This window comes from Knoellia pratensis (assembly GCF_042666395.1).
Taxonomy (GTDB): Bacteria; Actinomycetota; Actinomycetes; order Actinomycetales; family Dermatophilaceae; genus Knoellia; species Knoellia pratensis.
In genome coordinates, this window is the sequence record NZ_JBHTDJ010000003.1 from 254,177 (window position 1) to 279,963 (window position 25,787).

Sequence of the window (25,787 nt, forward strand, 5' to 3'; positions counted from 1 at the left end):
GTGAGTGAGTGCTCACTCACTCATACTTGAGGACGTGCCTCCTCGTGCCCCCGCCCTGAGCCCCGACGACCGTCGGGCCTCGATCATTGCCGCGACCATCCCTCTCCTGCGCGAGAAGGGCACGACGGTCAGCACCAAGGAGATCGCCAAGGCTGCGGGCATTGCCGAGGGCACGATCTTCCGGGTGTTCGAGAGCAAGCACGATCTCATCCACGCGTGTGTCCACGACGCGTTCGACAACTCGACGATCATTGGGGAACTCGCCACCATCGACCGCGCGCTCGCGATGCGTGATCGACTCGCAGCCGCCGTCGCGATCATGCAGACGCACCTTGAGGGCGTCTTCGCCCTGATGACCGTCCTGCACTCCTCGGGGGAACCCCTCAAGCCGCCCACCGGACGAGATGCGTTTCAGCGCCGTCAGCAGGCGACGGCCGAGCTCGACGCTGCGTTCGTCGACCTCATCGGGCCCGACGAGCACCAGCTCCGGGTCCCGGCCACAACCTTTATCGGCTACCTGCGGATGCTCACCCTGTCGAGCGTCCATCCCATGCTCGACGGCAACAACTCCACCCCGGAGCAGCTCGTCGACGTCCTGCTCGAGGGCGCGCTGAGGCGTCCGACGACCAAGGCCACCAAGAACGCCGAGGCCACCAAGAACGCCAGGGCCACATCCACCACGACCCGGAGGAAGAAGTAGTGCTGCTTCGACTCATGCGCGACTACCTGCGCCCCTATCGCGGGGCGATCACGGTGCTCGTCCTGCTCCAACTGGCGGGCACCATCGCCTCGCTCTATCTGCCCAGCCTCAACGGCCGCATCATCGACCAGGGCGTGGCCAAGGGCGACACGGGCTACATCATGTCGGCCGGCGGCTGGATGCTCGCGGTGTCACTCGTCCAGATCGCTGCGACCGTGGCGGCGACCTATCTCGGGGCCCGCGCCGCGGCCGGCATGGGCCGGGACCTGCGCGCCGGCATCTTTGCGCGCGTCGGGGACTTCTCCGCGCAGGAGGTGTCGCGATTCGGTGCGCCGACGCTGATCTCGCGCAACACCAACGACGTCACCCAGGTGCAGACGGTCGTCTTCATGGGTGCCGCAATGATGGTGTCGGCTCCGATCATGATGGTCGGCGGGATCGTCATGGCGGTGCGCGAGGACGCGGGACTGTCCTGGCTCGTGGCCGTCGCGGTGCCTCTGCTCGCCCTCAGCGTTGCCCTCGTGATCCGCAGGATGATCCCCAACTTCCGCATCATGCAGGAGTCGGTCGACTGGGTGAACCGGGTGCTGCGCGAGCAGATCACCGGCATCCGCGTCGTTCGCGCCTTCGTCCGTGAGGACCACGAGCGCGCGCGTTTCGCCGATGCCAACACGCAGTACACCGGCACGGCCCTGGCCGTCGGCAGGCTCATGGCGCTGGTCTTCCCGATCGTCATGGTCATCTTCAACGCCTCGACGGTCGCGGTGCTGTGGTTCGGCGCCCAGCGCGTCGACAACGGCCAGATGCAGATCGGTGAGCTCACCGCCTTCATGAGCTACCTGATGCAGATCCTCATGTCGGTGATGATGGCGACCTTCATGTCGATGATGATCCCGCGCGCCACGGTCTCGGCCGGACGCATCGCCGAGGTCCTCGACACCGACTCGACCGTGGTCCCCCCGACGAGCCCCGTCGCCATCCCGGTCGGCGGCACGTCCGTCGAGCTGCGCGACGTCGAGTTCGCCTACCCGGGCGCCGATGTGCCTGTGCTGCAGGGGGTGTCGATCACGGCAGAGCCCGGCCAGACGACCGCGATCATCGGCAGCACGGGCTCCGGCAAGTCGACCCTGCTATCGGTCATCCCGCGGCTCTATGACGTCACCGGGGGGGCCGTGTTGCTCGGCGGAGTCGACGTCCGCGAGGCGGCCCTTGAGGACGTCTGGTCGCGGATCGGACTCGTGCCGCAGAAGCCCTACCTCTTCACCGGAACGGTCGCGTCCAACCTTCGCTACGGCGACTCGAACGCCACCGACGAGGAGCTGTGGGAGGCGCTGCGCATCGCGCAGGCCGAGGACTTCGTCCAGGCCATGCCCGACGGGCTCGAGTCCGCGATCGCCCAAGGAGGCACCAACGTCTCCGGCGGCCAGCGCCAACGACTCGCCATCGCCCGAGCACTCGTCGCGAAGCCCGACGTCTATCTCTTCGACGACAGCTTCTCGGCCCTCGACCTGTCCACGGACGCAAGGCTCCGGGCGGCACTCAGGCCGGTCACCCGGCATACAACGGTCATCGTTGTCGCACAACGGGTTTCGACGATCATCGACGCCGACCAGATCATCGTCCTCGAGGACGGCGCCGTGGTCGGCACGGGGACACACGACGAGCTGCTGGAGACGTGTCCGACCTTTGTCGAGATCGTCGAGAGCCAGCGCAGCGCAGAGGAGGCAGCAGCATGAGCGGGGAACGCATCCTCACCGAGGAAGAGAAGGCCGCTGAACAGCGACGGGGCCCGGCCGCGTCGCAACGAGGTGGACCGCCGCACATGCGTCTCGGTCAGCCGACCGAGAAGTCGACGAACTTCAAGCCGTCGGCCAAGCGGCTGCTCGGACTCCTCAAGCCCGAACGCCTGGCGCTCTACGGCGTCCTGGCCTTCGCTCTCGCCAGCGTCATCCTCAACGCCATCGGTCCCAAGATCCTCGGCAAGGCCACCGACCTCATCTTCGCGGGCTTCGTCGGCAAGAAGCTTCCGTCCGAGGGTTCGATCGACCAGATCGTTGCCGGGCTCCGCGCCAACGGCCAGGACACCTTCGCCGACCTCGTCGCGGGTATGCCGCATCTCATCCCGGGTGCAGGCATCGACTTCGGTGCCGTGGGCCGCGTCCTGCTCATCGTGCTGGGGATCTATGTCGTGGCCAGCCTCCTGCAGTGGGCCAGCAGCTACATCCTCACCGGCGCGGTGAACCGGACGATCTTCAATTTGCGACGTGACGTCGAGGACAAGCTCAACCGGTTGCCGTTGCCCTACTTCGACAACCAGCCGCGTGGTGAGCTCCTCAGCCGCGTCACCAACGACATCGACAACGTGGCGCAGAGCCTGCAACAGACGCTCAGCCAGCTGCTCACGTCGCTGCTCACCGTCATCGCGATGGTCGTGATGATGCTCTACATCTCCCCGCTGCTCGCCCTCATCGCGCTGGTGACGATCCCGATCACGATGCTCGTCACGGCGGCCATCGGCAAGCGTTCGCAGAAGCACTTCGTGCAGCAGTGGAAGTCGACCGGCGAGCTCAACGGCCTCGTCGAGGAGACCTTCACCGGCCATCAGCTCGTCAAGGTCTTCGGTCGTCAGGACGAGGCCCGCGCCTCCTTCAAGGCCAAGAATGACGACCTCTTCGACGCGGGGTTCGGCGCGCAGTTCATCAGCGGCATCATCATGCCGACGATGATGTTCATCGGGAACCTCAACTACGTCATCATCGCCGTCGTCGGTGGGCTGCGTGTGGCGAGTGGCTCGATGAGTCTGGGTGACGTGCAGGCGTTCATCCAGTACTCCCGACAGTTCACCCAGCCGCTCACCCAGGTGGCGTCCATGGCGAACCTCATGCAGTCCGGAGTCGCCTCTGCCGAGCGGGTGTTCGAGGTTCTCGACGCTCCCGAGCAGCAGCCCGAGAGCACCTCGCCCGTCGTCCTCGACGACCCGCACGGTCGCGTCGCGTTCGAGGACGTCTCGTTCTCCTACACGCCGGAGACCCCGCTCATCGAGCACCTCGACCTCACCGTCGAGCCGGGTCAGATGGTCGCCATCGTCGGTCCCACCGGCGCGGGCAAGACGACGCTCGTCAACCTCATCATGCGGTTCTACGAGCTCAACTCCGGTCGCATCACGCTCGACGGCGTCGACATCACCGACCTCAGCCGGCACAACCTGCGCGGCGAGATCGGGATGGTCCTCCAGGACACCTGGCTGTTCGGCGGGACGATCCGCGAGAACATCGCCTACGGCCGGCCCGACGCCACCGAGGACGAGGTCATTGCCGCGGCCCAGGCGACCTATGTCGACCGGTTCGTGCACTCGCTGCCCGACGGCTATGACACGGTGCTCGACGCCGAGGGGGGCAACATCAGCGCCGGTGAGAAGCAGCTCATCACCATCGCCCGCGCCTTCCTCTCCGACCCGGCGCTCCTCATCCTCGACGAGGCCACCTCATCGGTGGACACGCGCACCGAGCTCCTCGTGCAGCAGGCCATGGCCGCGCTGCGTCAGGACCGGACCAGCTTCGTCATCGCCCACCGTCTCTCGACGATCCGCGACGCCGACCTCATCCTCGTCATGGAGAACGGTCGGATCGTCGAACAGGGCACGCACGCAGGCCTGCTCGCCTCCGGCGGCGCTTTCGCGGAGTTGTATGCCGCCCAGTTCCGTGCCGCTGTCGCCGAGCCTGTCGAGTAGCCCCACTAGGCTCGGGCCCGTGAGTGGCAAGGACGACCCGCGCTGGCTGGACCGGACCGAGATGACGGCCTGGCTGCGACTGATCGCCGTCGCAGAGCGGCTGCCGGGAGTGCTCGACTCCCAGTTGCGGCGCGAGAGCGGGCTCACCCACTACGAGTACCAAGTGCTCGCGATGCTCTCGGACGCGCCCGAGCGCACACTGCGGATGACCTACCTCGGGCTGCAGACCAACGCGACCCTGCCGCGCCTGTCTCACGTCGTCCGTCGCCTCGAGGAGCGCGGCTTCGTGGTGCGAGCCGTCGCGCCCGAGGACAAGCGGGCGAGCAATGCCACGCTGACCGACGCCGGATGGGATGCCCTGGCGGCGGCCGCGCCGGGCCATGTGGCCTCGGTGCGGGCGACCGTCTTCGATCCGTTGACGCGCACCCAGGTCGAGGCGCTCTCCGACGCGCTCGCCGCCATTCTCACGACCGTCGACCCTGCGGGCGACGCCCCCCAGGACCCTCGCGCCAGCATCTCCTGACCTCGGCGGAACATGGCGGCGCCGGACTCCGTTACAGTTAGTTGTAGATTCAACTAACACGCCACCACCTCAGGAGTCCCCATGGGCATCGACCCGGTCCGCCTCAACCACGCCGTCTTCTATGTCGCCGACCTCGAGCGCTCGGTCGCCTTCTACACGGAAGTGTTCGGCATGGAGATTGCCGCGAGTGAGCCGCGCATGGGCGCAGCATTCCTGCGACTGGCCCGCTCGGGCAACCACCACGACCTCGGCCTCTTCGGTGTGGGCCCCGACGCGGCACCCAAGGGGCGCGGCGTCGGGCTCTACCACCTCGCCTGGCAGGTCGATGCGATCGAGGACCTCGAGACCGCCAGAGAGCTGCTGACGGGCGCTGGCGCCTTCACCGGTCAGTCCGACCACGGCGCGACCAAGAGCATCTACGGCAAGGACCCCGACGGCAACGAGTTCGAGATCATGTGGATGCTCCCCAGCGAGAAGTGGGGCGAGTTCGACGACCTCGCACCGGTCGAGCGGCTGGACCTGCCCTCGGAGGTCCGGCAGTGGACCGGCGTCCTCACGGCCGGCCGGATCGTGACCGAGCAGCAGGCCTGACCCTCGCGACCACTGCGCTCGAGACCACGGCTCTCGTGACCACAGGGCCCCGCTCCCAAGGCCGGCTGGCTCGCCGAGCCCGGGCCGTGATCCGGGAGTAGGTTTGGCACGTTCGGGCTCCAGGAGCCGCCCTTGATCACGAGGAGGATGCCGATGTCATCGGCCCTCGCACCAGCCCTCATCGCTGCTGAGCCACTCATCGATGCCAACGCCGTCGACTACCTCATCGTGGGGTTGTACTTCGTCTTCGTGATGGGGATCGGGCTCGCCGCCCGACGGGCCGTCTCGGACTCGATCGACTTCTTCCTCTCGGGTCGATCACTCCCCGCGTGGGTCACCGGTCTGGCGTTCATCTCGGCCAACCTCGGCGCCGTTGAGATCATGGGCATGTCGGCCAACGGCGCGCAGTACGGCCTGCCGACGGTCCACTACTTCTGGGTCGGCGCCATCCCGGCGATGCTCTTCCTCGGCATCGTGATGATGCCGTTCTACTACGGCTCCAAGGTCCGGTCGGTCCCGGAGTTCATGTTCCGCCGCTTCGGCACCGGTGCCCACCTCGTCAACGCGATCAGCTTCGCCGTGGCGCAGCTGCTCATCGCCGGCGTCAACCTCTTCCTCCTCGGGTCGATCGTGCAGGCGCTGCTCGGCTGGCCCCTCTGGGTGGCACTCATCGTCGCGGCGGTCATCGTGCTCTCCTACATCACCCTCGGTGGCCTCTCGGCCGCGATCTACAACGAGGTCCTGCAGTTCTTCGTCATCGTGGCCTCCCTGCTGCCGCTGACCCTCATCGGGCTGCACCGCGTCGGCGGCTATGGCGGCCTCAAGGACAAGATCACGGCCTTCGCCGAGGCCGCACCGGCCAAGGCGGAGGTGGCCCCCGCCGCGCAGCAGCTCGAGTCCTGGCCGGGCCAGGCCCTCACCGGCTTCGACTCCGGGTTCCTCTCCGTCATCGGCATCGTCTTCGGGCTCGGCTTCGTCCTCTCCTTCGGCTACTGGACGACGAACTTCGTCGAGGTCCAGCGGGCCATGGCCTCGAACTCGATCTCGTCGGCGCGCAAGACCCCGATCATCGGCGCCTTCCCCAAGATGTTCGTGCCGTTCATCGTCATCCTCCCGGGCATGGTCGCGGCGGTCATGGTGAAGGAGATCATGGACCTCAAGAACGGCGGCGCCCCGACCGGCGGTGCGAGCGGCGATGTCAAGTACAACGACGCCCTCCTCCTCCTCATGCGCGACGTGCTGCCCAACGGCCTCCTGGGGCTGGCCATCGCCGGTCTCCTCGCGGCGTTCATGGCGGGCATGGCCGCCAACATCTCGGCCTTCAACACGGTCTTCAGCTACGACCTGTGGGAGCGCTACATCCGCAAGGACCGCAGCGACGACTACTACCTGCGCATCGGGCGTCTCGCGACAGTGGCCGCGACGATCATCGCCATCTTCACGGCATCGATCGCCGGCGGGTTCTCGAACATCATGGACTACCTCCAGACGCTGTTCGGGTTCTTCAATGCGCCCCTCTTCGCGACGTTCATCCTCGGGATGTTCTGGAAGCGGATGACGCCGACCGCCGGTTGGGCCGGCCTCGTCGCCGGAACCCTGTCCGCCGTCACCGTGGCCTTCCTCTCCGAGGATGCCTTCGGCAAGGCGAGCGTGGGCGTCATCCCCCTCGAGGGGCAGGGCGCCAGCTTCGTCGCGGCGTCCACGGCCTTCGTCGTCGACATCCTCGTGTCGGTCGTGGTGTCGTTGGTGACCAAGCCCAAACCGGCCTCGGAGCTCAAGGGTCTCGTCTACTCGGAGACACCCAAGGAGGACCTCGTCGATCCGGACGAGGCGGCCCGTCCGTGGTTCCAGCGCACGATCCCCCTCGCGATCGTCGCGGGCGTCCTCGTCCTCATCCTCAACTTCGCCTTCTAAGGGGTGCGCGACATGCCTGACACCAAGAAGACAGCCGCCAAGCAGACCGGCGGCAAGAAGACCGCCGGCGCCTTCGACATCCGCAACTTCATCGGGATGCTGCTCGGCCTCTACGGCATCATCCTCACGCTCATGGGTCTCTTCGGCGACAAGGAGCTGGAGAAGACCGGCGGGGTCAATGCCAACCTCTGGACCGGGCTCGCCCTGCTCGTCGTCTCGGCCGGATTCCTCGGCTGGGCCAGGGCCCGCCCGACGATCGTGCCCGACCACGTCGAGCCGGTCGTCGATGACGCGACGCGACCTGCGCCGCGCAAGAAGCCCAAGCCCACCGCCAACAAGTCCAAGAAGAAGCGGCGCTGACACCCAGTCCAACGAAAAAGAAAGAACGCCGCGTATGCCGGCCACACGGCATACGCGGCGTTCTTGCGTTGGTCTGTGGACCGTCGGAGACTGCGCGGTGCGCCGTGGTGAGGTGGATGACCGGGCTGTGCGTGTCCACGTCCCGACCCTAGGCCGTGAGCAACCCGATCCCGAGGGAGATGAGGCTGATGGCCAGCAGTGCGGCGCCGGCGAAGACGAGCGCGATGAGCCTGTTGGGCTGGGTCCGGCCGGCGCCCATGGAGGAGAAGAAGAAGCCGCCGGGCATGAGCAGGGCTGACGCCGCGACTCCTGAGCGGGACAGCCAGTTGAGGGCCCCGGTCTGGGTCGTCGAGTCGGCCAGGATCTGGCAGATGAGTGCGAGCAGGAGCAGCACGCCGGCGTGCGCGTGACCGGCCCGCGCGAACTTCTCCTGGAACGGCGTCACGTCAGCACCGCCTCGCACGATCTTCAGCATGTACATCCCGCCCGTCTCGACGGTGACGAGGGCGAGGAGCAGGATCCCGGCGGTCGAGCGGGATGCGTCGGACAGGACGGCGGTGGTCGTGACGAGGGTGTGGGGGTCGGTCAGCACGGACATGCGGCTCTCCTTGGATAGTGGCTCTCTCCAATAATGGATAGTGCGCCTATCCCATGTCAAGAGCGACGTGGCTTGGGTGCCCGCACGTGGACGGCCGGGTCAGAGCCTCGTAGCCGTCTCGACCAGCTTGGCAAGCGCCCGGGACCGGCTGTGTGGCGGCCAGGCGATCAGCGTCGTCACTGTCGGGGCGTCCAGCACCGGAACGACGGCAAGATCGCTGCCCACCGCACTCCGGACGGACTCCGGCAGCACGGCGCAGGCCCGGCCGAGCGCGATCAGCTGGAAAAGCTGGGAGACGTCGCGGACCTCGGGTCCCTCGCCCTCCGGGCGGGACCCGTCCCGGTGAGGCCAGCGCGGTAGCGGCAGGTCGGGCAGGCCGGTGACGTCCGCCATGCGCAGGTCCGCGCGAACGGTGAACGGGTGCCCGGCAGGCAGGACGGCGACCTGTGACTCCACCGACAGCACCTCGGTGTCGAAACCCGCCACCGAGTCGAACGGCAGGTGCAGGAAGGCCACGTCGGCCCGACCGTCGCGCAACCACCGCTCCTGTTCGCCGATCCCGCACAGCTCCACCTTGACGGGGACGGCGTCCGGCTCGGCGGCGTACGCGTGGACCAGCTTCGACAGCAGCTCGCTCGAGGCCCCGGCCTTCGCGACCAGCACCAGCCCAGGGTGTCCAGAGGCGGAGGGCGCGGCCCGGCGGGTGCGGCGCTCCGCCGCCGCCACGGCGTCCAACGCCGCCCGACCTTCGTCGAGCAGCACCGCACCCGCTTCGGTCAGCGCGACGCCGCGGCTGCTCCGCTCGAGCAGCTTCGCACCGAGGCGGCGTTCGAATTGTTGGATGGCCCGCGACAGAGGCGGCTGGGACATTCCCAGCCGCTCGGCGGCGCGCCCGAAGTGCAATTCCTCCGCCACTGCGACGAAGTACCTCAGCTCCCGTGTCTCCATCCAGCCACGATACCTTCGCGGTATCGCCGAGCACCCGATCGGTGTTGGCCGCCACCTCGCGACAGGGCGCACGCTTGACCCATGGGCGAGACGAGAACTGCGCTGGTCACTGGCGCGAACAAGGGAATCGGTTACGAGATCGCGAAGGGCCTGGGCGCCCAGGGGTGGAGCGTCGGGGTCGGCGCGCGGGACGACGCCCGCCGCGAGGCTGCCGTGGAGAAGCTCCGGGCGGAGGGGGTCGATGCCTTCGGCGTCCCGCTCGACGTGACGGATGAGGCGAGCGTGGCGGGCGCCGTCCTGCTGTTGGAGGAGAGGGGTGGCCTGGACGTCCTGGTCAACAACGCCGGGATCACCGGCGGGATGCCGCAGGAGCCCACTGTCGTGGATCTCGACGAGATTCGGACAGTTGTCGAGACCAACGTGATCGGCGTCATGCGGGTCACCAACGCCATGCTGCCACTGCTGCGCCGTGCGGGGTCGCCGCGGATCGTGAACATGTCGAGCAGCGTCGGGTCCCTCACGCTGCAGAGCGCTGGGGACGTCGGGCCGATCGCCGCTGCGTACTCGCCGTCCAAGACGTTCCTCAACGCCATCACCGTGCAGTACGCGAAGGAACTGAAGGACACAAACATCCTGATCAATGCCGGCTGCCCGGGGTATGTCGCCACGGACCTCAACGGGTTTCGGGGCTTCCGGACAGCGGAACAGGGCGCGGGGATCGCGATCCACCTCGCGACGCTGCCCGACGACGGTCCGACTGGCGGGTACTTCGACGACGCGGGCGTCATCCCCTGGTAGGTCGGTCGCGCGGGACGTGCGCCAGGCGTCACTGCCTTTCGGCGTATGCCGCCCGCGCAGCTGCGAGATCGCGCTCCACGAGCGCTGTCGTCGCCCGTTCCTGCGCGGGTGACTCCCACCTGATGTGCGCGAGGTCCCGCTCGGCCGCCTCGACCACCGAGGCGAGGCCGGCAGACGAAACCAGCCCGGCGGCATACGCCTCGACGGCACCACCCACGGGAGTGTCGACGATGACGATTCCCTCTGATCGCAACGCTGCTCGTTCCTCGTCAGCAAGTGCGACGACGTCGTGGATGAGGACGAGACGCACCGCATCCGGGTCGGCCGCGAGCATCCGCCGGCCCACTTCGATGTCGCCCTGACCGCTGTCGCCGATGAAGACGACGTGGGTCTCGGGCATGAGCAACCGGAAGCGCTCGAAGTTCTCGATCTTCGCTCCCGCCATCGAGTCGTGGCTGCGCAGGCCGTCGAAGGTCCCCGACAGCACGGCGTGGGGCGGCAGGCCGAGATCGCGCAGGCCGCGCCGGGTGTGTTGCTCGATGAGGCCGAAGGGGTCCATCGGGCGGGCGGTGACGAAGGTGAGGTCACCGGGTGTCGTCGGGTCACCGGAACGCCCGGCGTCCAGTGCGCGATAGAGGGCGATGACCCCCGGATAGACGGTGCCGCGCGGATAGCGCTTGTCGTGCAGTGCGGACCGCAAGGTGTCGTCGATGTCGCTCAGCACGTGCAGATCGGGCAGGTCGTCGATGGCTGCGGCCTGGGTCGCGATGTGGTCGAGGATGTCCCGCCGAGCGCCGGGGTCGTCCACGACGTCGAAGACCAGGTGCTCGAGATCGCGGTGGTCCGATCCTGCACTGAGCAGGCTCTTGAAACGAGTGAGGTCGGCGCCCTGGAGCGAGAGGAAGGCGTCGCGGACGAGGTGCTCCCGGGCGTGGTCAGAGGACCAGCGGCGACTGCGGTGCAGGGCGTTCGCGAGGTCGGCGAGGTCACGCTCGGGGTCGTCGACGAGGCGGTGGATGCGCTCGTCGGGACTCTCGGCCACCTCGCGACTGCGGACGAGCAGGGCCGCTGGCGAGACCCCGAACTCGAGCCGGACCGCCTCGCCGACCGGGTCACCGTCGACGTGGACGGCGGTGGGTTCCTCGAGGTCGAGCACGACGTGGCGCGCGCGGTGGGTGCGCATGCCGGTCCAACCGCCGCGGCGCCCCGACAGGACCCCGGCGCCCACGCCGAGCCAGCCGAAGACGTTCTGGGGCGCGATGACGAGCACATCGAGACGGCCGTCGGTCATCGACGCCGTGGGCATGAGTGGCAGGCCGAGGGGAAGCACCCGGCAGTTGCCGACGAGGACCGTGCGCGCCGGTTCACGCGTCGCGGGTCGGCTGTCGAGCTGCGTCCCCACGGTGATCGGGTCGCCCACGGCACGTCGCCCGAGCGCCGCGAAGTAGGCCGCCCACCCCATCCGGTCCTTGGTGCGCTCCTGCGTCGCGGCGAAGGCCTCGGCGTCCATGCCGACCCCGGCAACGACGGCGACGTCGTGCGTGCGGGTCGTCCCGTCGGCCCTCGTGACCGTCACCCACGCGAGGTCGCTGTCACGTGCCGGCCCGGCGATCGCGACGTCGGCGACGGCATCCAGGTCGTAGCCGTGCACGCCGATGGTGCGCGCCCACAGGTTGGCGGTCCCCGCAGGGATGACCCCCAGTGCAACGCCGTCGGATGCACCGCCGGAGCGGGCCAGGGCGGCGGCGACCTCACGCAAGGTCCCGTCCCCACCGATGGCAACGAGCCGGTCCACGCCCTGACCGAGCAGCTCGCCCACCTGGGCGGCGCCGGGTGAGTCGACCGAGGTCTCGAGCACGATGGGCTCGGGCCATCCGCGGCGCCGCGTGGCCCGCCTCAACGCGGCCAGCGCTGAACGGCTGCGTGGCTTGGCCGGGTGCACGATGACCCCGACGAGGTGCTCGACCACGTTCGACCTCTTGGTCACGTTGGGTTGCATCACTCGGCGGCGTCGTGGACGAGGATCGCGACCTGCACGCGGTTCTCCACCCCGAGCTTCAGGAACAGCCGACCGACGTGGGTCTTGACGGTGGGTACGCCCATGAAGAGTTCCGCCGAGATCTCGCCATTGCTCAGCCCGCGCCCCACTGCCTGTGCGACCTCGCGCTCGCGGTCGGTGAGCCTGGCGAGTCGCGCCCGGGCATCCTGTCGCTCGTCGGCGCCGGAATCCGGTCCCGCGACGGCCGCGATGAGCTGGGCCGTGACGCTCGGCGAGAGCATGGGTTGCCCGGCCGCGACCGTCTTGATCGCCTCGACGAGACGCGCCGGGGGCGTGTCCTTGAGCATGAAGCCGGCGGCACCCATCCGCAGCGCCCGCAGGACCATGTCGTCGGCGTCGAAGGTGGTGAGCACGATGATCTTGAGCGACCGATCGCGGCTCAGCAGAACCTCGGTCGCGCTCAGCCCGTCGCGAACGGGCATGCGAATGTCCATGAGGACCAGCTCGGCACCGGACTCCGGCACGAGCGCGAGCGCCTCTTCGCCACTGGCCGCCTCGCCGACGACGGTGATGCCCGAGTCGCCGCCGAGCATCATGCGCAGCGCCGCGCGCACCATCGGGTCGTCGTCGACGATGGCCAGCCGGATGGGTGCAGGATCGCTCGGGTCACTCACACCTGCCACGGTATCCACGCCTCGACGACATAACCGCCCCCGGCATCGCGCCCGTGTCTCAACCGACCGCCCGTGAGCCCGACCCGCTCGTCGAGCCCGATGAGCCCGAGGCCCGAGTCGGGCAGCGTCGATCCGGGCGTGCCGACCGGGGCGGCGTTGCGGATCGTCACGGTCAGACCGTCGTCCTCGCTGCCGCTCAGCGTCACCGTGACCGACGTCGCGGCGGCGTGCTTGCGTGCGTTGGTGAGTGCTTCCTGGACGATCCGGTATGCCGTCCGCCCCCGGTTGTCGGGCAGCTCACCGTCGATGGTGTCGTCGAGGGTCACCCGCATGCCGCTGGTGCGCTCCTCCTCGATGAGGCGGGCGATGTCGCTGATGACCGGCTGCGGTAACTCGGGGTTGCTGCTCGTCGGCTGGGTGGGGTCCCGCAACACTCCGAGAACATCACGCAGATCCCGAAGCGCATGGTGGGCGTTGTCCTCGATGGCTCTCGCTGCCGTTGCCTGCTCCGCCGCCGAAAGGTCTGTGCGATAGGTCAGTGCTCCCGCGTGCATCGCCACGAGTGAGATCCGGTGTGCCAGAACGTCATGCATCTCGCGGGCGATACGGGTGCGCTCTGCGGCCTGGGCCTGCGCCATTCGAGCCTGTTGCTCCCGCTCGGCCGTGTCTGCTCGATCGCGCAATGAGTCCATGAGGTCGCGTTGCGAACCCATCGCGTAGCCCACGGCGATGACGATGCCGACGATGAGGAATCCGAACAGGATCAACGCCCACAGCGGCAGCTCGTCCTCGCCCGGGTAGAACCGCTCCTGGACGACGCCGGCGACGATGTTCAGGGGGGCGACCAGACCCAGGAGACGCCAGCGGTGCCGAGACGCAGTGGAGCCGACGGCCCAGGTGGCCGGTCCTGCGCTGGCTGCCGACACGAAGGAGAACGCCCCGGTGATGACGGCGACCGGGCCCGGCCAGCGATGCCGCCATCGCATGAGGATGAAGGAGGCCAAACCGAGCGCCGTGTCGCCGAGGATGAGCCACACGGTGATGGGCTCGTCGCCGATGTTGGCGTCGTCCATGGCGATGGCAACGGCTCCCCAGGCCACCACGCTGATGAGCAGCGCCAAGGCATAGCGCCACAGCGAGCTCAGGCGGCTCGGTGCAACGGGCGTGGAGGGGGGCATGAGGTTGAGCCTAGGCAGCCGACGGGTGCGCGCACGTCAGCCCACGGGCTGCGATCGGTGAGCGGACGGCATACCAAAGTCGTATGCCGGTCGGGACCGACGACCGATGTGCGCACCCGTGCGCACGGACCAGAGTGGTCGTCATGATCACAGTCGAGAACCTCACTAAGCGCTACGGCGGGTTCACCGCGGTGGACAACATCTCCTTCGAGGTCCGTCCGGGGAGCGTCGTCGGATTCCTCGGCCCCAATGGTGCCGGCAAGTCCACGGCCATGCGGATGATGACCGGCCTCACGCCCGTGACGAGTGGACGGTCGACCATCCTGGGCAAGTCCTACCGCGACCTCCACAACCCGGGGCGCCAGGTCGGCGTCATGCTCGACGCCTCGGCGCAGCATCCCGGCCGCACGGGCCGCGAGGTCCTGCGTCTCGCCGGGATCCAGATCGGTGTGCCGAAGTCGCGTGTCGAGGAGGCCCTGGCCATCGTCGGGCTCACCGACGAGGAAGCCAGCCGCCGGGTCCGCAACTACTCCCTCGGCATGCGTCAGCGGCTCGGACTCGCCTCCGCTCTGCTCGGTCAGCCCGAGGTCCTCATCCTCGACGAGCCGGCCAATGGCCTTGACCCGCAGGGCATTCACTGGATGCGGGGGCTGCTCCGCAACTTCGCGGACGGCGGCGGCACGGTGCTGCTGTCGAGCCACCTGCTCCACGAGGTTCAGGTCATCGCTGACGATCTCGTCATGATCGGCCGCGGCCAGATCGTCGCGATGGGCACCAAGGACGAGCTGCTCAGCCGCGGTGGCACCACCGTCCGCTCGAACGACGACGCAGCCCTGCTAGCTGCGCTCCAGCGCGCCGGGGTCACGGTCAACGACATCTCGTCCGGCCTCGTCGTCGATGCCGAACCGGGAGTCGTCGGACAGATCGCCCTGGACGAGCGCATCGTCCTCCTCGAGCTCCGCTCCGGGGGCGGCGAGGCCCTCGAGGAGATGTTCCTCAGCCTCACCGCCGCCACGTCACGCGAAGGGACCGCAGCATGACCACCACCGACACCCGCACCCCCGAGATTGATCCCGCACTGGCCCGGCCGGTGGCGACCCCCGCGCAGGACGGGCGTCCCGGAGTTCCGATGTCCCGCCTGATCAACGCCGAGCTGCGCAAGATGGTCGACACGCGTGCCGGCCGCTGGATGCTCATCGTGATGTCCGCGATCTCGCTCCTCGTCGTGACCGCCCTCCTCATCTGGGGCGAGGCGGCCGAGATGACGTATGGCACTTTCCTCGGATTCACGGCACTCCCGCTCGTCATGCTCCTGCCGATCGTCGGCATCATGGCGGCCACCGCCGAGTGGAGTCAGCGCACCGGCCTGGTGACATTCACCCTCGAGCCCCGACGCGGTCGAGTCATCGTCGCCAAGATCGTGGCAGCCGTGGCGCTCGGACTCATCGTCACAGCATCAGCATTCGCCGCCTCGGCGCTGGCCAACGTCATCGGCGGTGGCGTGGCCGGGGGAGACGGCGCCTGGGACGTCACCTGGACCGTGGCCGTCGGAGTCATCGTCGCCTTCGCGATCTACGTGCTGCAGGGCCTCGCGTTCGGGTTCGTCTTCCTCAACACACCCTTCGCCATCGTGGCGTCACTGCTCCTGCCGACGCTCTGGACGGTGGCGACCAGCCTCATCAGGGCACTCGACGGACCCAGCAAGTGGCTCGACCTCAACCAGGTCACGGGACCTCTCTTCGAGGGCACGATGACCGGTGAGAACTGGGGCCAGCTCGCGACCTCGTTCGGTGTGTGGGTCCTGCTACCGCTCGCGATCGGGTCCTACCGGGTCATGCACCGCGAGGTGAAGTAGCCCGCACGCCATTCGACTTCGTGCCCCAAACGGACACGCAAACGGAGGCCTTCGGCCGACCGAGCGTGTCCGTTTGGGGCACGAAGTCGCTCGTTCGTCAGGTGATGCTGGCGCGCAGTTCTCGGGCAAGGATCTTGCCGGTGGCGTTGCGGGGGAGCTCCTTGAGGAAATGCACCTCGCGCGGCACACAGTGGCGGGCCCGGTGGGCCTTGACGTGCGCCTTGACCTCGTCGGCCGAGAGCTCCGCCCCGTCGTTGAGCGCGATGAACGCTGCGAGGCGCTGACCGAACTCTGGGTCGGGCACGCCCACGACCGACACCTCGCGCACGGCCGGGTGGTCGACGAGGAGTGACTCGACCTCGATGGGATAGACGTTCTCCCCACCGCTGACGATCATGTCGTCGTCGCGACCGTCGACATGGAACAGGCCGTCCTTCTCGTGGCCCATGTCCCCGGTGGACACGAGCCCGTCGACGAAGTCCTTGGTCGACCCGGAGGTGTAGCCATCGAAGACGAGCTCGTTGCCGCAGAAGATGCGACCCGTCTCGCCCGGCGTCACCTCCTTGTTGTCGGCGTCGAGGATCTTGACCACGGTGCCAAGGGGTGGCGTGCCCGCGGTGTCGGGGTCGCGGCGCATGTCCTCGGGCGTCGCGATGCAGATCCAGGACGCCTCGGTGGAGCCGTAGAGGTTGTAGAGCACGTCGCCGTACTCGTCCATGAACGTGCGTGTGAACCCGTGCGGGTAGGCCGACCCCGAGGTCGCGACGACGCGCAGCTCGGGACGGCGGCTCTTGCCTGCTGGGTCAGCGGGCAGCTCCATCATCCGTTGGAGCATCACGGGGATGGCGAACATCGCGTGGCACGCCCTCGTCTCGAGGAGGTCCTTGGTCGCCTGCGGGTCGAAGCGCCTCTGGAGCACGATCGTGGCCCGCAGGGCAAAGCTCAGCTGCATCGCGGCATACCCCCAGGTGTGGAAGATCGGCGCGCTGACGAGGATCCGGTCCTCGGCTCGCAGGGGGATGCGCTCGATGATCGAGATGAGCGGACCGAAGCCGCCGGGGGTCTTGCGGGCGGCGCCCTTGGGGGTGCCGGTCGTCCCCGACGTGAGGATGATCGTGCGGCCGCCCTTGGCGGGGGGGTCGAGCCGCGTCGCCGCCGGCGCAGCGTCGAGCTCGGCCGCCCAGTCGCGCTCACGGATGACCGTGATCGTGTCGGGCAGGTCACCGACCACGCCGTCGAACTCGTCGTCGTGGATGAGGGCGGTGAGCTCCTGCTGGTCTGCGACGAGCGCGAGCTGGCCAGCGGACAGGCCGGTGTTCATGAGCACGAGGTCGATGCCGACGGCCGAGGCGCCGGTCATGATCTCGATCGCCCCCACGTGGTTGCGCGCGAGCAGGCCAAGGCGCTGTCCTGGACGGAAACCCTTGGCGCTCAACAGTTTCGAGACCTGCTCGGACCGGGCGAGCAGCTCGCCATAGGTGACCGAACCACGCAGCTCGTCGATGACGGCGACCTGTTTGGGGCTGCGATGGGCCGCCTGACGCAGCTCGCCAGCGAGGCCGAAGCCCCATTTGTGGAGCGAGCGGAGCTGGCTGACCTGGCGGTGCGGAGGGCCGGGTGCGAGCATGCCGCGCTTGGCCATCACCGCACCAACGGTGAGCAGGCTGATCGACATAAGTCAGGCCTTGGGGGTGTCGAACCAGTTCTGGAAGGCCATGGCCGCGCTCAGGTCACCGCGGGCCTTGATCTTGCCCATCATCACCATCATCGTCGGGTTGCCCGAGCCGGTGATGAGCTTCGCGAACTCGGCCGGGCCGAGCATGATCGAGGTCTTGGGCTCCTCGGTGGGGGACTTCTCGACCGTGCACGCGCCGTCCTTGACGACGACGGCGTACGTGTCATCCGTGCCGCCGGAGCCACCGGTGATGCGCCAGTTGACGCGGGCGTCGGCGCCCTTGGCCTTCTCGGGGTTGAAGAGCGTGGGGAAGCGGTCGAAGATCGCGTCGAGGATGGCCTGACGGTGCTCGCCACCCATGAGCTCGTTGATCTCCTTGTCGGAGAGCGTCTTGACGGTCGCGGCGAAATCGGCAGGGTCCATCGTGGCGAAAGTCGTGGGGTCGATGTCAGTCATCGTGAGGCTCCTCATTGAGGTACGGGGTCAAGGATCGACCCTACTTGTGAGTAGGTAGGGCGACAAGGCGCGCACTCCAGTGCCTCCCGTCACACCGATGCGCGACGATGCAGCCATGAATCGTGAGTCTCACCTCGCGGCGTTGACCGCAGCAACAGGCAGCCTTGTGCGTGACGCAGCCTCAGCCGGTCTCGACGCTCCGGTCCCAACCTGTCCCGGTTGGACGGTTCGTGACCTGCTCGCCCACCAGGGTGCGGTGCATCGCTGGGCGACCGCCAACGTCGTGGGTGACAGTGAGGGAGCGCGCGACATCGAGCCCTTCGAGCAGGAGGGCCTGGCGCGGGCCGATCCCGTGCAGTGGTTGACCGAAGGTGGTGCGGCCCTCCTCGCCGCCCTCGAAGCCGCTCCCGCCGACCTCGACGCGCTCGTCTTCCTCAAGGATGCGCCTGCGCCCCGCGAGTTCTGGGCGCGTCGGCAGTGCCACGAGACGACGATCCACGCGGTCGACGCGCTGTCGGCAAAGCTGTCGCGTATGCCGTCCGCTCAGCTCGCCGACATCGGCTCACCGCTCGCTGCGGACGGGATCGACGAGTTGCTCACGGGCTTCCTGCCGCGGGCGAAGTACCAGCTGCGCAGCGAGGAGCCGATGCGAATTGCGGTGCGCCCGGGCGATGTCGACCATGCCTGGATTGTCGAGGTGAGCGGCGAACCGTTGGTGAGCACACGGCATACGCCCAGGGCTGTGGAGCTCGACGACGTCGACGTGACGTTCAGCGGCAGCGCCGCCGAGCTCTACCTCGGTCTCTGGAACCGAGGCGACGAGTTCGCCTCCGACGATGCGGCGATGCTCGCGCGCTGGCGCGAGTTCGCCCGCGTCACCTGACCAGCACCGTCAAACCGACTTCGTGCCCGAGACGGACACTCGTCGCTGCGCTCCTCTTGTCCGTCTCGGGCACGAAGTCGGGGCTGGGGTCAGGCCTTCTTGGCGGCCTTCTTCGCCGTCGTCTTCTTGGCCGCGGTCTTCTTGGCGGCCGTCTTCTTGGTGGCGGCCTTCTTCACCGTCTTCTTGGCGGCGCGCTTGCGGGTCGTCGGGCCCTTGGCGCGCTTCTCGGCGAGCATCTCGAACGCGCGAGCAGCCGTCATCGTCTCGAGGTCGTCGTCGCGACGGAGGGTCGTGTTGGTCTCGCCGTCGGTGACGTACTCGCCGAAGCGGCCGTCCTTGACGACAACCGGCTTGCCCGACACCGGGTCGGGGCCGAACTCCTTGAGTGGCGGCTTCGCGGCTGCCCGGCCACGCTGCTTGGGCTCGGCGTAGATCGCCTCGGCCTGCTCGAGCGTGATGTCGAACAGCTGCTGCTCGGTCTGGAGCGAGCGGGAGTCGGTGCCCTTCTTGAGGTAGGGACCGTAGCGACCGTTCTGCGCGGTGATCTCCACCTGCACCGACAACTCCTTGCCGTCCTCGCCAGTGACCTTGTCGGTCGTCATGCCCACGATGCGGGGGAGGGACAGCAGCTTGAGGGCCGTGTCGAGGTCGAGCGTCGCGAGATCCATGTCCGCGAACAGCGACGCGGTGCGCGGCTTCACCTTGGCCTTGCCCTTGAGCGCCGCGGTCTCCTCGTCCAGCACCTCGGTGACATACGGCCCATAGCGCCCGGCCTTGGCGACGATGTCGCGACCGTTGCCGGGGTCCTGACCGAGGACCCGGCCGTCGTCGGCGGCGGTGTCGAGGAGCTCGCGCGCCTTCGCGGGCGTCATCTCGTCGGGCGCGATGTCGTCGTTGATCGTCGCGCGTCGCGGGGTCGCGGGCTTGTCCGAACCCTCACCACCCTCAGCACCGGACCCGTCAGCGGAAGGTGAGGCAGCGGCATACGCCTCGGAGACCTCGCCCGTCACGGGGTCGACACCGGCAGGCGCGACCTCCTCGACGTAGGGGCCGTAGCGACCGACGCGCACGACGATGCCGTCGCCGATGTCGATCGTCGAGATGGCGCGGGCGTCGATGTCGCCGAGGTCGGCGACGAGGTCGCGCAGGCCCTCACTCGACGTGGCCTCGTCGCCGAAGTAGAACCGCTTGAGCCAGGTCGCGCGCTGGGCGTCGCCGTTGGCGATCTGGTCGAGGTCCTCCTCCATCGACGCGGTGAAGTCGTAGTCGACGAGCCGCGTGAAGTGCTCCTCCATGAGGCGCGTCACGGCAAACGCCAGCCACGACGGCACGAGCGCGTTGCCGCGATTCGAGACGTAGCCGCGGTCCTGAATGGTGCCGATGGTGGAGGCGTAGGTCGATGGGCGACCAATTCCCTTCTCCTCCATGGCTTTCACGAGCGTGGCCTCGGTGTAGCGAGCGGGCGGGGACGTGTCGTGACCGTCGGCCTCGGCGCGGATGACCTTGAGCTCGGTGCCCACGCCCATGCGGGGGAGGCGACGCTCTTCGTCGGCGTTCGCGTTGCGCTGCTCGTCACGACCTTCTTCGTATGCCGCCATGAAGCCTCGGAACGTGATGACCGTCCCGCTGGCCGTGAACTCGACCTGCTCTGCGGGGGCCTCGCGATCGAGGGTGGCGCCGAGCTTGACGGTCGCCGTCGAACCCTTGGCATCGGCCATCTGGGAAGCGATGGTGCGCTTCCAAATCAGCTCGTAGAGGGCGAACTCGTCGCCGCGGATCTCTCCGGCGACCTGGGCCGGCGTGCGGAAACGGTCACCGGCGGGGCGGATGGCCTCGTGGGCCTCCTGCGCGTTCTTGACCTTCTTGGCGTAGTTGCGCGGCGCGTCGGGGACGTAGTCGCCGCCGTAGAGGTCCCGGGCCTGCTGGCGGGCGGCAGTGAGCGCGGACTGCGACAGCGCGGTGCTGTCGGTACGCATATAGGTGATGTAGCCGTTCTCGTAGAGGCGCTGGGCGACCCGCATCGCGTTCTTGCTGCTGAGGCGCAGCTTGCGCGAGGCCTCCTGCTGCAGGGTGCTCGTCGTGAACGGTGCGCTCGGGCGGCGCGTGTAGGGCTTCTCGGCGACGTTGACGACGGTGACGTCGGCAGCCATCACCGCGTGGGCGATGCCGGTCGCGGCGGCCTCGTCGAGGTGGGCGACCTCGCCCTTGAGCTGACCGTCGTCGCCGAAGTCGCGACCCGTGGCGACGCGCTTCCCGTCGACCTGGGAGAGGCGAGCGGTGAAGGCGGACGACGCGGCGTCGGGAGTGAACTCGCCCTCGACGTCCCAGTAGTTGGCGCTGCGGAACGCCATGCGCTCACGCTCACGCTCGACGACCATGCGGGTGGTGACGGACTGCACGCGACCAGCGGACAGGCCGGCCTTGACCTTGCGCCACAGGACCGGCGAGATCTCGTAGCCGTAGAGGCGGTCGAGGATGCGGCGGGTCTCCTGGGCATCGACAAGGGCGGTGTCGAGGTCGCGGGTGTTGGCCGCGGCGCGCTGGATGGCTTCCTTGGTGATCTCGTGGAAGACCATGCGCTTGACCGGGACCTTGGGCTGCAGGGTCTCGAGGAGGTGCCACGCGATGGCCTCGCCCTCGCGGTCCTCATCCGTTGCGAGATAGAGCTCGTCGGCGCCCTTGAGGAGGCGCTTGAGCTCGGCGACCTTCTTCTTCTTGTCGGAGTCGACGACGTAGTAGGGCTCGAAGTCGTTGTCGACATCGACGCCGAAGCGGCCGAAGGGGCCCTTCTTCATGTCGGCGGGCATCTCCGACGGGGTCGGGATGTCGCGGATGTGGCCGACGGACGCCTCGACGTCCCAGTCGGGGCCGAGATAGCCGGCGATGGTCTTGGCCTTCGCGGGTGACTCGACGATGACGAGCTTGCGGCCCGTGCTGGTCGGACTCATGGCGCACCTGATCCTTTGCTGATCACCTCGTGCAGCGGATTCGTCGCTGCTCCGACGAGGGAACGACAAGGACGGTACAGGTAACCGTCAGTTCGGCGATTCCGGGCCCAGAACCTGCGACAGTCGCGCCCGCATCACATCCCGGTCGGGACTGATGCCGTGCCACAGCTCGATCGCGACCGCTCCCTGGGCCACGAGCATGCCGAGTCCGTCGAGGGTCTGCGCCCCTCGTTGCGCTGCCGCGCGCAGGTATGCCGTGTGCGGGGGGTTGGGGATCACGTCGGCCACCAGCAACTCGGGTCGCAGGCTGTCGACGTCGATGTTGACGAGCTCCTCGGGGTCGCCGAGGCCGACCGAGGTGGCGTTGACGACGACATCGGCACTGGTCGGAACGGCATACGCGCTGGTCCAGGGCTGGAAGTCCGCGTCGGCCTCGGTTCGCTCGACCACGAGTCGGGCGAGGCCTTCGCCCCTGGCGACGTTGCGGTTGACGACAGTGACACGAGCCGCGCCGGCGAGAGCGACCTCGACGGCGATGGCTCGCCCGGCGCCGCCCGCGCCGAGGACGACGACGTGGGTTCCGCCCGGGTGGCGCAGCTCGCGCATCGCCTCGACGAATCCCTTGCCGTCGGTGTTCTCTCCGATGAGGTCGCCGTCTCGAGCCACGACACAGTTCACAGCACCGATGAGCTCGGCCGACTCACCGAGGCCGTCGAGGTGGTCGATCACGGCAACCTTGTGCGGCATCGAGCAGTTGAAGCCGACCCAGCCCATCGCCCTGGCGCCGATGATCGCGTCGGCGAGGTTCGCCGAGGAGACGTCGACGTTGAGGTAGCGAGCGTCGAGCCCCGCAGCTGCGTAGGCCGCTTCCATCATCGCCACGGTCGGGTTGCCGTCAGCTGGGGTGGAGAAGGAGCCGGACAGCACGCTGAGGAAGCTCATGGCTCACCCTCCCACGGTCCTCACGGGATGACGAGGGACTTGCCCTGCGCGTGGAACTCGCCCTGCCTGCGCAGGATCTCGGGGGCTTCCTCGAGCGACCAGCGCCGCTCGATGAGGGGTTCAAGGCGACCCGCGGCGACCTGTTCGACGAGCCAGGCCAGGTCCGTGGCACTGCGGGATGCGACCTTGAAGGCGGGCGCCTTCTTGCCGGTGAGGGCGAAGTAGAGGGGGACGCTCAGCATGCGAGGCAGGGGCTTGACCCACTTGGTCTTGGGGGCCGTGATCGAGACGTAGGTGCCGCCCTTGACGAGGAGCTTGCGGCACTGGCGCAGGGGGAGGGTGCCCGCGTTGTCGAAGAACACGTCGAACCGGTCGCCGAGAGCTCGGACGTCCTCGCGGGTGTAGTCGACGACGCGATCGGCCCCACCGGCCAGGGCGGCGTCGACGTTGCGGGTGCTGCAGACGGCCGTGACGTGGCTGGCGCCGAGGAGCTTGGCGAGGCGCACGGCAAAACTGCCCACCCCACCCGAGGCTCCGGCGATGAGGACGCGCTGGCCCTGTTGCAGGTTGCCCCAGTCGCGCAAGCCCTGGAGGGCGGTCTCGGCAGCGACGCCGAGGGTGGTGGCTTGCTCGAATGAGACGCCATCAGGGATGGGGATCCAACCGTCCTGGGGTGCCAGGGCGTACTCGGCGAAGCCACCGCCGTCGATGTCTGCGAAGACCTCGTCGCCGATGCGGTGGCGGGTGACGCCCTCGCCGATCGCGACGACCTCGCCGGCTGCGTCCGCGCCGGGGACCTGACGCTTGGGGCGGCGCAGACCGAGGCTCGGTCGGGCGAACATCGGCAGGCCCGTGACGTAGTGCCAGTCGAGTGCGTTGACCGAGGCTGCGCGGACTTTGACGAGGACCTCGCCCGGTGCCGGCTTCGGGGTGGGGACAGTGCGGACAGTGACGACGTCCTCGGGGGCGCCGTATCCCTCGTAGAACGCGGATCGCATCGTCGCGGGGACGGGTGGCGCGGTGTGTGGCGCGTGCTCTCGGGTGGGCGACTGGGTCGAGTCGGTCATGACGTTCCTCCTGTGTCGGACGGCGGGGTTCGCCGACCACTTACGCCGTAAGGTATGGCTTACGGCGTAAGTTCGTCAATGGCCCACATGGATACGATGCGCACCGACAGGAGGAACCCCCGTGACCGACCCCGCGCGACGCACGACCCGGACCACCCCCAACCGCAGGCCGCTGAGCCGCGACCGGGTCCTTCGCCGTGCCGTGAAACTCGCAGATGCCTCCGGGCTCGACGCCGTCTCGATGCGGCGGCTCGGGGCCGACCTCGGGGTCGAGGCCATGTCGCTCTACCACCACGTGGCCAACAAGGAGGCCTTGCTCGACGCGATGGTCGACCACGTCGGCGCCGAGCTCAACGCCGAGATCGCCGGGCTCGACCTGCCCGATCCCGCGACGGACTGGGCGGCCGCCCTGCGCGCCAGGTCCTTGGCCGCCCGCGACGTGATGCTCAGACACAAGTGGATGCCGTCAGTCCTCGAGAGCCGGACGCAGATCAGCCTCGAGGTGGTCCGCTACTACGACGGCGTCGTGGGGATCCTCATGGCCGGGGGTTTCGGCCACGACCTCACGCACCATGCCCTGCACGCCCTGGGCAGCCGCGTCCTCGGGTTCACCCAGGAGCTCTTCGACCTCGGCGACGCGGGGCAGGAGACGTCCGAGGAGGTCATGGCGCAGATGGCCCACGTCATCCCGAACCTCATGGGGATGCTCGCCGCCGTGGCGCACACCGATGGACCCGACCAGACCTTGGGCTGGTGCGACGACCAGACCGAGTTCGAGTTCGGCCTCGACGTCGTCCTCGACGGGCTCGAGAAGCGCCGGCCCCGCAGGCCCTGATGCGAGCCAACCCTTGCGTCTGCGCATCTGGTCGCTCTAGCAACCGGAAGCGCAGACGCAAGGGGAGCGGGCGGCATACCCGCGCCGTTGCGTCTGCGCCTCTGGTCGCTCTAGCAACCGCATCCGCAGACGCAAGGGGGGAGACTTGACCCTCACGCGACGTGAGGCAGGACGGTGTGTCCATGACCGCAACAACAGGACGCAGGAACTGGTCGCGAGAGACTGGCGACATGGAGATGCTCACGGTGGGGCAGGTGGCGCAAACCTTCGGCGTGACGGTGCGAACGCTGCACCACTACGACGAGGTCGGCCTGCTGAGCCCGTCCGAGCGGACCCGTGCCGGCTATCGCCTCTACACGGTTGAGGACCTGGAGCGACTGGCGACGATCGTCACCTACCGGCGGCTGGACCTGCCCCTCGACGCGGTGGCGGCCCTGCTCCGCGGTGACGGCTCGACCCTCGAGCACCTTCGGCGCCAACGCGACGCGGTCATGACCAAGGTCGAGGAGCTGCACGGGCTCGTCGACGCGATCGACGCCAGATTGGAGAGAAAGATGAACGAGCAGCCAGCGACCCGCGAGGACCTCAAGGAGATCTTCGGTGACGGGTTCAAGGACGAGTACCAGGACGAGGCGCAGGAGCGTTGGGGAGAGACCGACGCGTGGAAGCAGTCGGCGAAGCGCACGGAGAAGTACACCGTGGCCGACTGGGAGAAGGTCAAGGCCGAGTCGGCGACCGTCAACGATGCGTTCGTGGCGGCGCTGACGGCCGGACTTCCGGCGACCTCGCCCGAAGCAATGGACGCGGCCGAGGAGCACCGGGCACAGATCGAGAAGTGGTTCTACGACTGCAGCCACGACTTCCAGCGCAACCTCGCCGACATGTACGTCGCCGACCCGCAGTTCACCAAGACGTACGAGGACATCGCGCCGGGGCTCGCGGTCTATGTGCGGGACGCGATCCACGCGAACGCCGACAGGCACAGCTGAGCCCCGATTCTTGCTCCCCATGGTGGTTCCTCAAGGGTCCGGAGGGTTATTCGCCCTCCGGACCCTTCAGTTTCCCTCCGGTGGTCAGGGCGTTGGCGTATGCCGCCCGCTCACCAACGTGTCC

General features: G+C 68.3%; 23 protein-coding genes. 13 read left to right on the top strand and 10 right to left on the bottom strand.

Annotated features, from left to right (window positions below; translation table 11 throughout):
• Positions 1–34 precede the first annotated feature (34 nt).
• The 7 genes from ACFQRE_RS10990 (at position 35) to ACFQRE_RS11020 (ending at position 7,818) form a co-directional block, all read left to right on the top strand.
• Complete coding sequence (locus ACFQRE_RS10990) at positions 35–700, top strand: TetR/AcrR family transcriptional regulator (RefSeq protein WP_380122153.1); 666 nt, start codon at positions 35–37, stop codon at positions 698–700.
• A complete protein-coding gene (locus ACFQRE_RS10995) occupies positions 700–2,436 on the top strand; it encodes an ABC transporter ATP-binding protein (RefSeq protein ID WP_380122156.1) in 1,737 nt (578 codons plus the stop codon). Before ACFQRE_RS10990 ends, ACFQRE_RS10995 begins: the two co-directional genes overlap by 1 nt.
• On the top strand, positions 2,433–4,430 hold the full coding sequence (locus ACFQRE_RS11000; RefSeq protein WP_380122158.1) for an ABC transporter ATP-binding protein: 1,998 nt from the start codon (positions 2,433–2,435) through the stop codon (positions 4,428–4,430). Before ACFQRE_RS10995 ends, ACFQRE_RS11000 begins: the two co-directional genes overlap by 4 nt.
• A 19-nt stretch (positions 4,431–4,449) precedes the next feature.
• The gene (locus ACFQRE_RS11005; protein ID WP_380122160.1) at positions 4,450–4,953 is read left to right on the top strand and encodes a MarR family winged helix-turn-helix transcriptional regulator; all 504 of its coding nucleotides are present in this window, start codon (positions 4,450–4,452) and stop codon (positions 4,951–4,953) included.
• An 81-nt stretch (positions 4,954–5,034) separates the two neighbouring features.
• Positions 5,035–5,544 carry a VOC family protein gene (locus ACFQRE_RS11010; RefSeq protein ID WP_380122162.1) on the top strand — a complete coding sequence of 170 codons (510 nt, stop codon included), beginning with the start codon at positions 5,035–5,037 and terminating at the stop codon, positions 5,542–5,544.
• Positions 5,545–5,697: 153 nt separating this feature from the next.
• Positions 5,698–7,458 (top strand): sodium:solute symporter family protein, encoded by a 1,761-nt coding sequence (locus ACFQRE_RS11015; protein WP_380122164.1) that lies wholly within the window; start codon positions 5,698–5,700, stop codon positions 7,456–7,458.
• A gap of 12 nt (positions 7,459–7,470) precedes the next feature.
• Positions 7,471–7,818, top strand: a complete 348-nt coding sequence (locus ACFQRE_RS11020; RefSeq protein WP_380122166.1) for a hypothetical protein — start codon at positions 7,471–7,473, stop codon at positions 7,816–7,818.
• Between the two features lie 148 nt (positions 7,819–7,966).
• On the opposite strand, the gene ACFQRE_RS11025 is transcribed toward ACFQRE_RS11020, so the two are convergent.
• Entirely contained in the window at positions 7,967–8,416 is a 450-nt protein-coding gene (locus tag ACFQRE_RS11025) for a hypothetical protein (protein ID WP_380122168.1), read from the bottom strand.
• A gap of 99 nt (positions 8,417–8,515) precedes the next feature.
• Complete coding sequence (locus tag ACFQRE_RS11030; RefSeq protein ID WP_380122170.1) at positions 8,516–9,364, bottom strand: LysR family transcriptional regulator; 849 nt, start codon at positions 9,362–9,364, stop codon at positions 8,516–8,518.
• An 81-nt stretch (positions 9,365–9,445) separates the two neighbouring features.
• Between ACFQRE_RS11030 and ACFQRE_RS11035 the strand changes: the two genes are divergently transcribed.
• Complete coding sequence (locus ACFQRE_RS11035; protein ID WP_380122172.1) at positions 9,446–10,162, top strand: SDR family oxidoreductase; 717 nt, start codon at positions 9,446–9,448, stop codon at positions 10,160–10,162.
• Positions 10,163–10,190: 28 nt separating this feature from the next.
• Here the strand turns inward: ACFQRE_RS11035 and ACFQRE_RS11040 are convergent, their stop codons facing one another.
• The 3 genes from ACFQRE_RS11040 to ACFQRE_RS11050 are packed head-to-tail and all read right to left on the bottom strand — an operon-like array spanning position 10,191 to position 14,013.
• Positions 10,191–12,149, bottom strand: a complete 1,959-nt coding sequence (locus ACFQRE_RS11040) for a diacylglycerol kinase family protein (RefSeq protein WP_380122174.1) — start codon at positions 12,147–12,149, stop codon at positions 10,191–10,193.
• A gap of 11 nt (positions 12,150–12,160) precedes the next feature.
• A complete protein-coding gene (locus ACFQRE_RS11045) occupies positions 12,161–12,835 on the bottom strand; it encodes a response regulator (protein WP_380122177.1) in 675 nt (224 codons plus the stop codon).
• Positions 12,832–14,013, bottom strand: coding sequence for a sensor histidine kinase (locus ACFQRE_RS11050; protein ID WP_380122179.1), 1,182 nt, complete (start codon positions 14,011–14,013; stop codon positions 12,832–12,834). The genes ACFQRE_RS11045 and ACFQRE_RS11050 overlap by 4 nt, the downstream gene beginning before the upstream one ends.
• 143 nt (positions 14,014–14,156) lie before the next feature.
• On the opposite strand from ACFQRE_RS11050, the gene ACFQRE_RS11055 reads away from it, so the two are divergent.
• Both ACFQRE_RS11055 and ACFQRE_RS11060 read left to right on the top strand, forming a co-directional pair.
• Positions 14,157–15,053, top strand: a complete 897-nt coding sequence (locus tag ACFQRE_RS11055) for an ABC transporter ATP-binding protein (protein WP_380122181.1) — start codon at positions 14,157–14,159, stop codon at positions 15,051–15,053.
• A complete protein-coding gene (locus ACFQRE_RS11060; protein WP_380122183.1) occupies positions 15,050–15,868 on the top strand; it encodes an ABC transporter permease in 819 nt (272 codons plus the stop codon). The genes ACFQRE_RS11055 and ACFQRE_RS11060 overlap by 4 nt, the downstream gene beginning before the upstream one ends.
• 97 nt (positions 15,869–15,965) lie before the next feature.
• On the opposite strand, the gene ACFQRE_RS11065 is transcribed toward ACFQRE_RS11060, so the two are convergent.
• Entirely contained in the window at positions 15,966–17,543 is a 1,578-nt protein-coding gene (locus ACFQRE_RS11065) for an AMP-binding protein (RefSeq protein ID WP_380122185.1), read from the bottom strand.
• A 3-nt stretch (positions 17,544–17,546) separates the two neighbouring features.
• Complete coding sequence (locus ACFQRE_RS11070; protein ID WP_380122187.1) at positions 17,547–17,999, bottom strand: SCP2 sterol-binding domain-containing protein; 453 nt, start codon at positions 17,997–17,999, stop codon at positions 17,547–17,549.
• Positions 18,000–18,114: 115 nt separating this feature from the next.
• Here ACFQRE_RS11070 and ACFQRE_RS11075 point away from each other — a divergent pair, with 115 nt between their 5' ends.
• Positions 18,115–18,882 (top strand): maleylpyruvate isomerase family mycothiol-dependent enzyme, encoded by a 768-nt coding sequence (locus tag ACFQRE_RS11075; RefSeq protein ID WP_380122189.1) that lies wholly within the window; start codon positions 18,115–18,117, stop codon positions 18,880–18,882.
• A gap of 89 nt (positions 18,883–18,971) precedes the next feature.
• Here the strand turns inward: ACFQRE_RS11075 and topA are convergent, their stop codons facing one another.
• The 3 genes from topA to ACFQRE_RS11090 form a co-directional block, all read right to left on the bottom strand.
• Positions 18,972–21,830: a type I DNA topoisomerase gene (gene topA, locus ACFQRE_RS11080; protein WP_380122192.1), complete on the bottom strand. Its 2,859-nt coding sequence runs from the start codon at positions 21,828–21,830 to the stop codon at positions 18,972–18,974.
• A gap of 87 nt (positions 21,831–21,917) precedes the next feature.
• Positions 21,918–22,772, bottom strand: a complete 855-nt coding sequence (aroE, locus tag ACFQRE_RS11085; protein ID WP_380122194.1) for a shikimate dehydrogenase — start codon at positions 22,770–22,772, stop codon at positions 21,918–21,920.
• 20 nt (positions 22,773–22,792) lie between these two features.
• Complete coding sequence (locus ACFQRE_RS11090; RefSeq protein WP_380122196.1) at positions 22,793–23,839, bottom strand: NAD(P)-dependent alcohol dehydrogenase; 1,047 nt, start codon at positions 23,837–23,839, stop codon at positions 22,793–22,795.
• Positions 23,840–23,960: 121 nt separating this feature from the next.
• On the opposite strand from ACFQRE_RS11090, the gene ACFQRE_RS11095 reads away from it, so the two are divergent.
• The gene (locus ACFQRE_RS11095; protein WP_380122199.1) at positions 23,961–24,674 is read left to right on the top strand and encodes a TetR/AcrR family transcriptional regulator; all 714 of its coding nucleotides are present in this window, start codon (positions 23,961–23,963) and stop codon (positions 24,672–24,674) included.
• 182 nt (positions 24,675–24,856) lie between these two features.
• On the top strand, positions 24,857–25,663 hold the full coding sequence (locus tag ACFQRE_RS11100) for a MerR family transcriptional regulator (protein WP_380122201.1): 807 nt from the start codon (positions 24,857–24,859) through the stop codon (positions 25,661–25,663).
• The last annotated feature ends 124 nt before the right edge of the window (positions 25,664–25,787 follow it).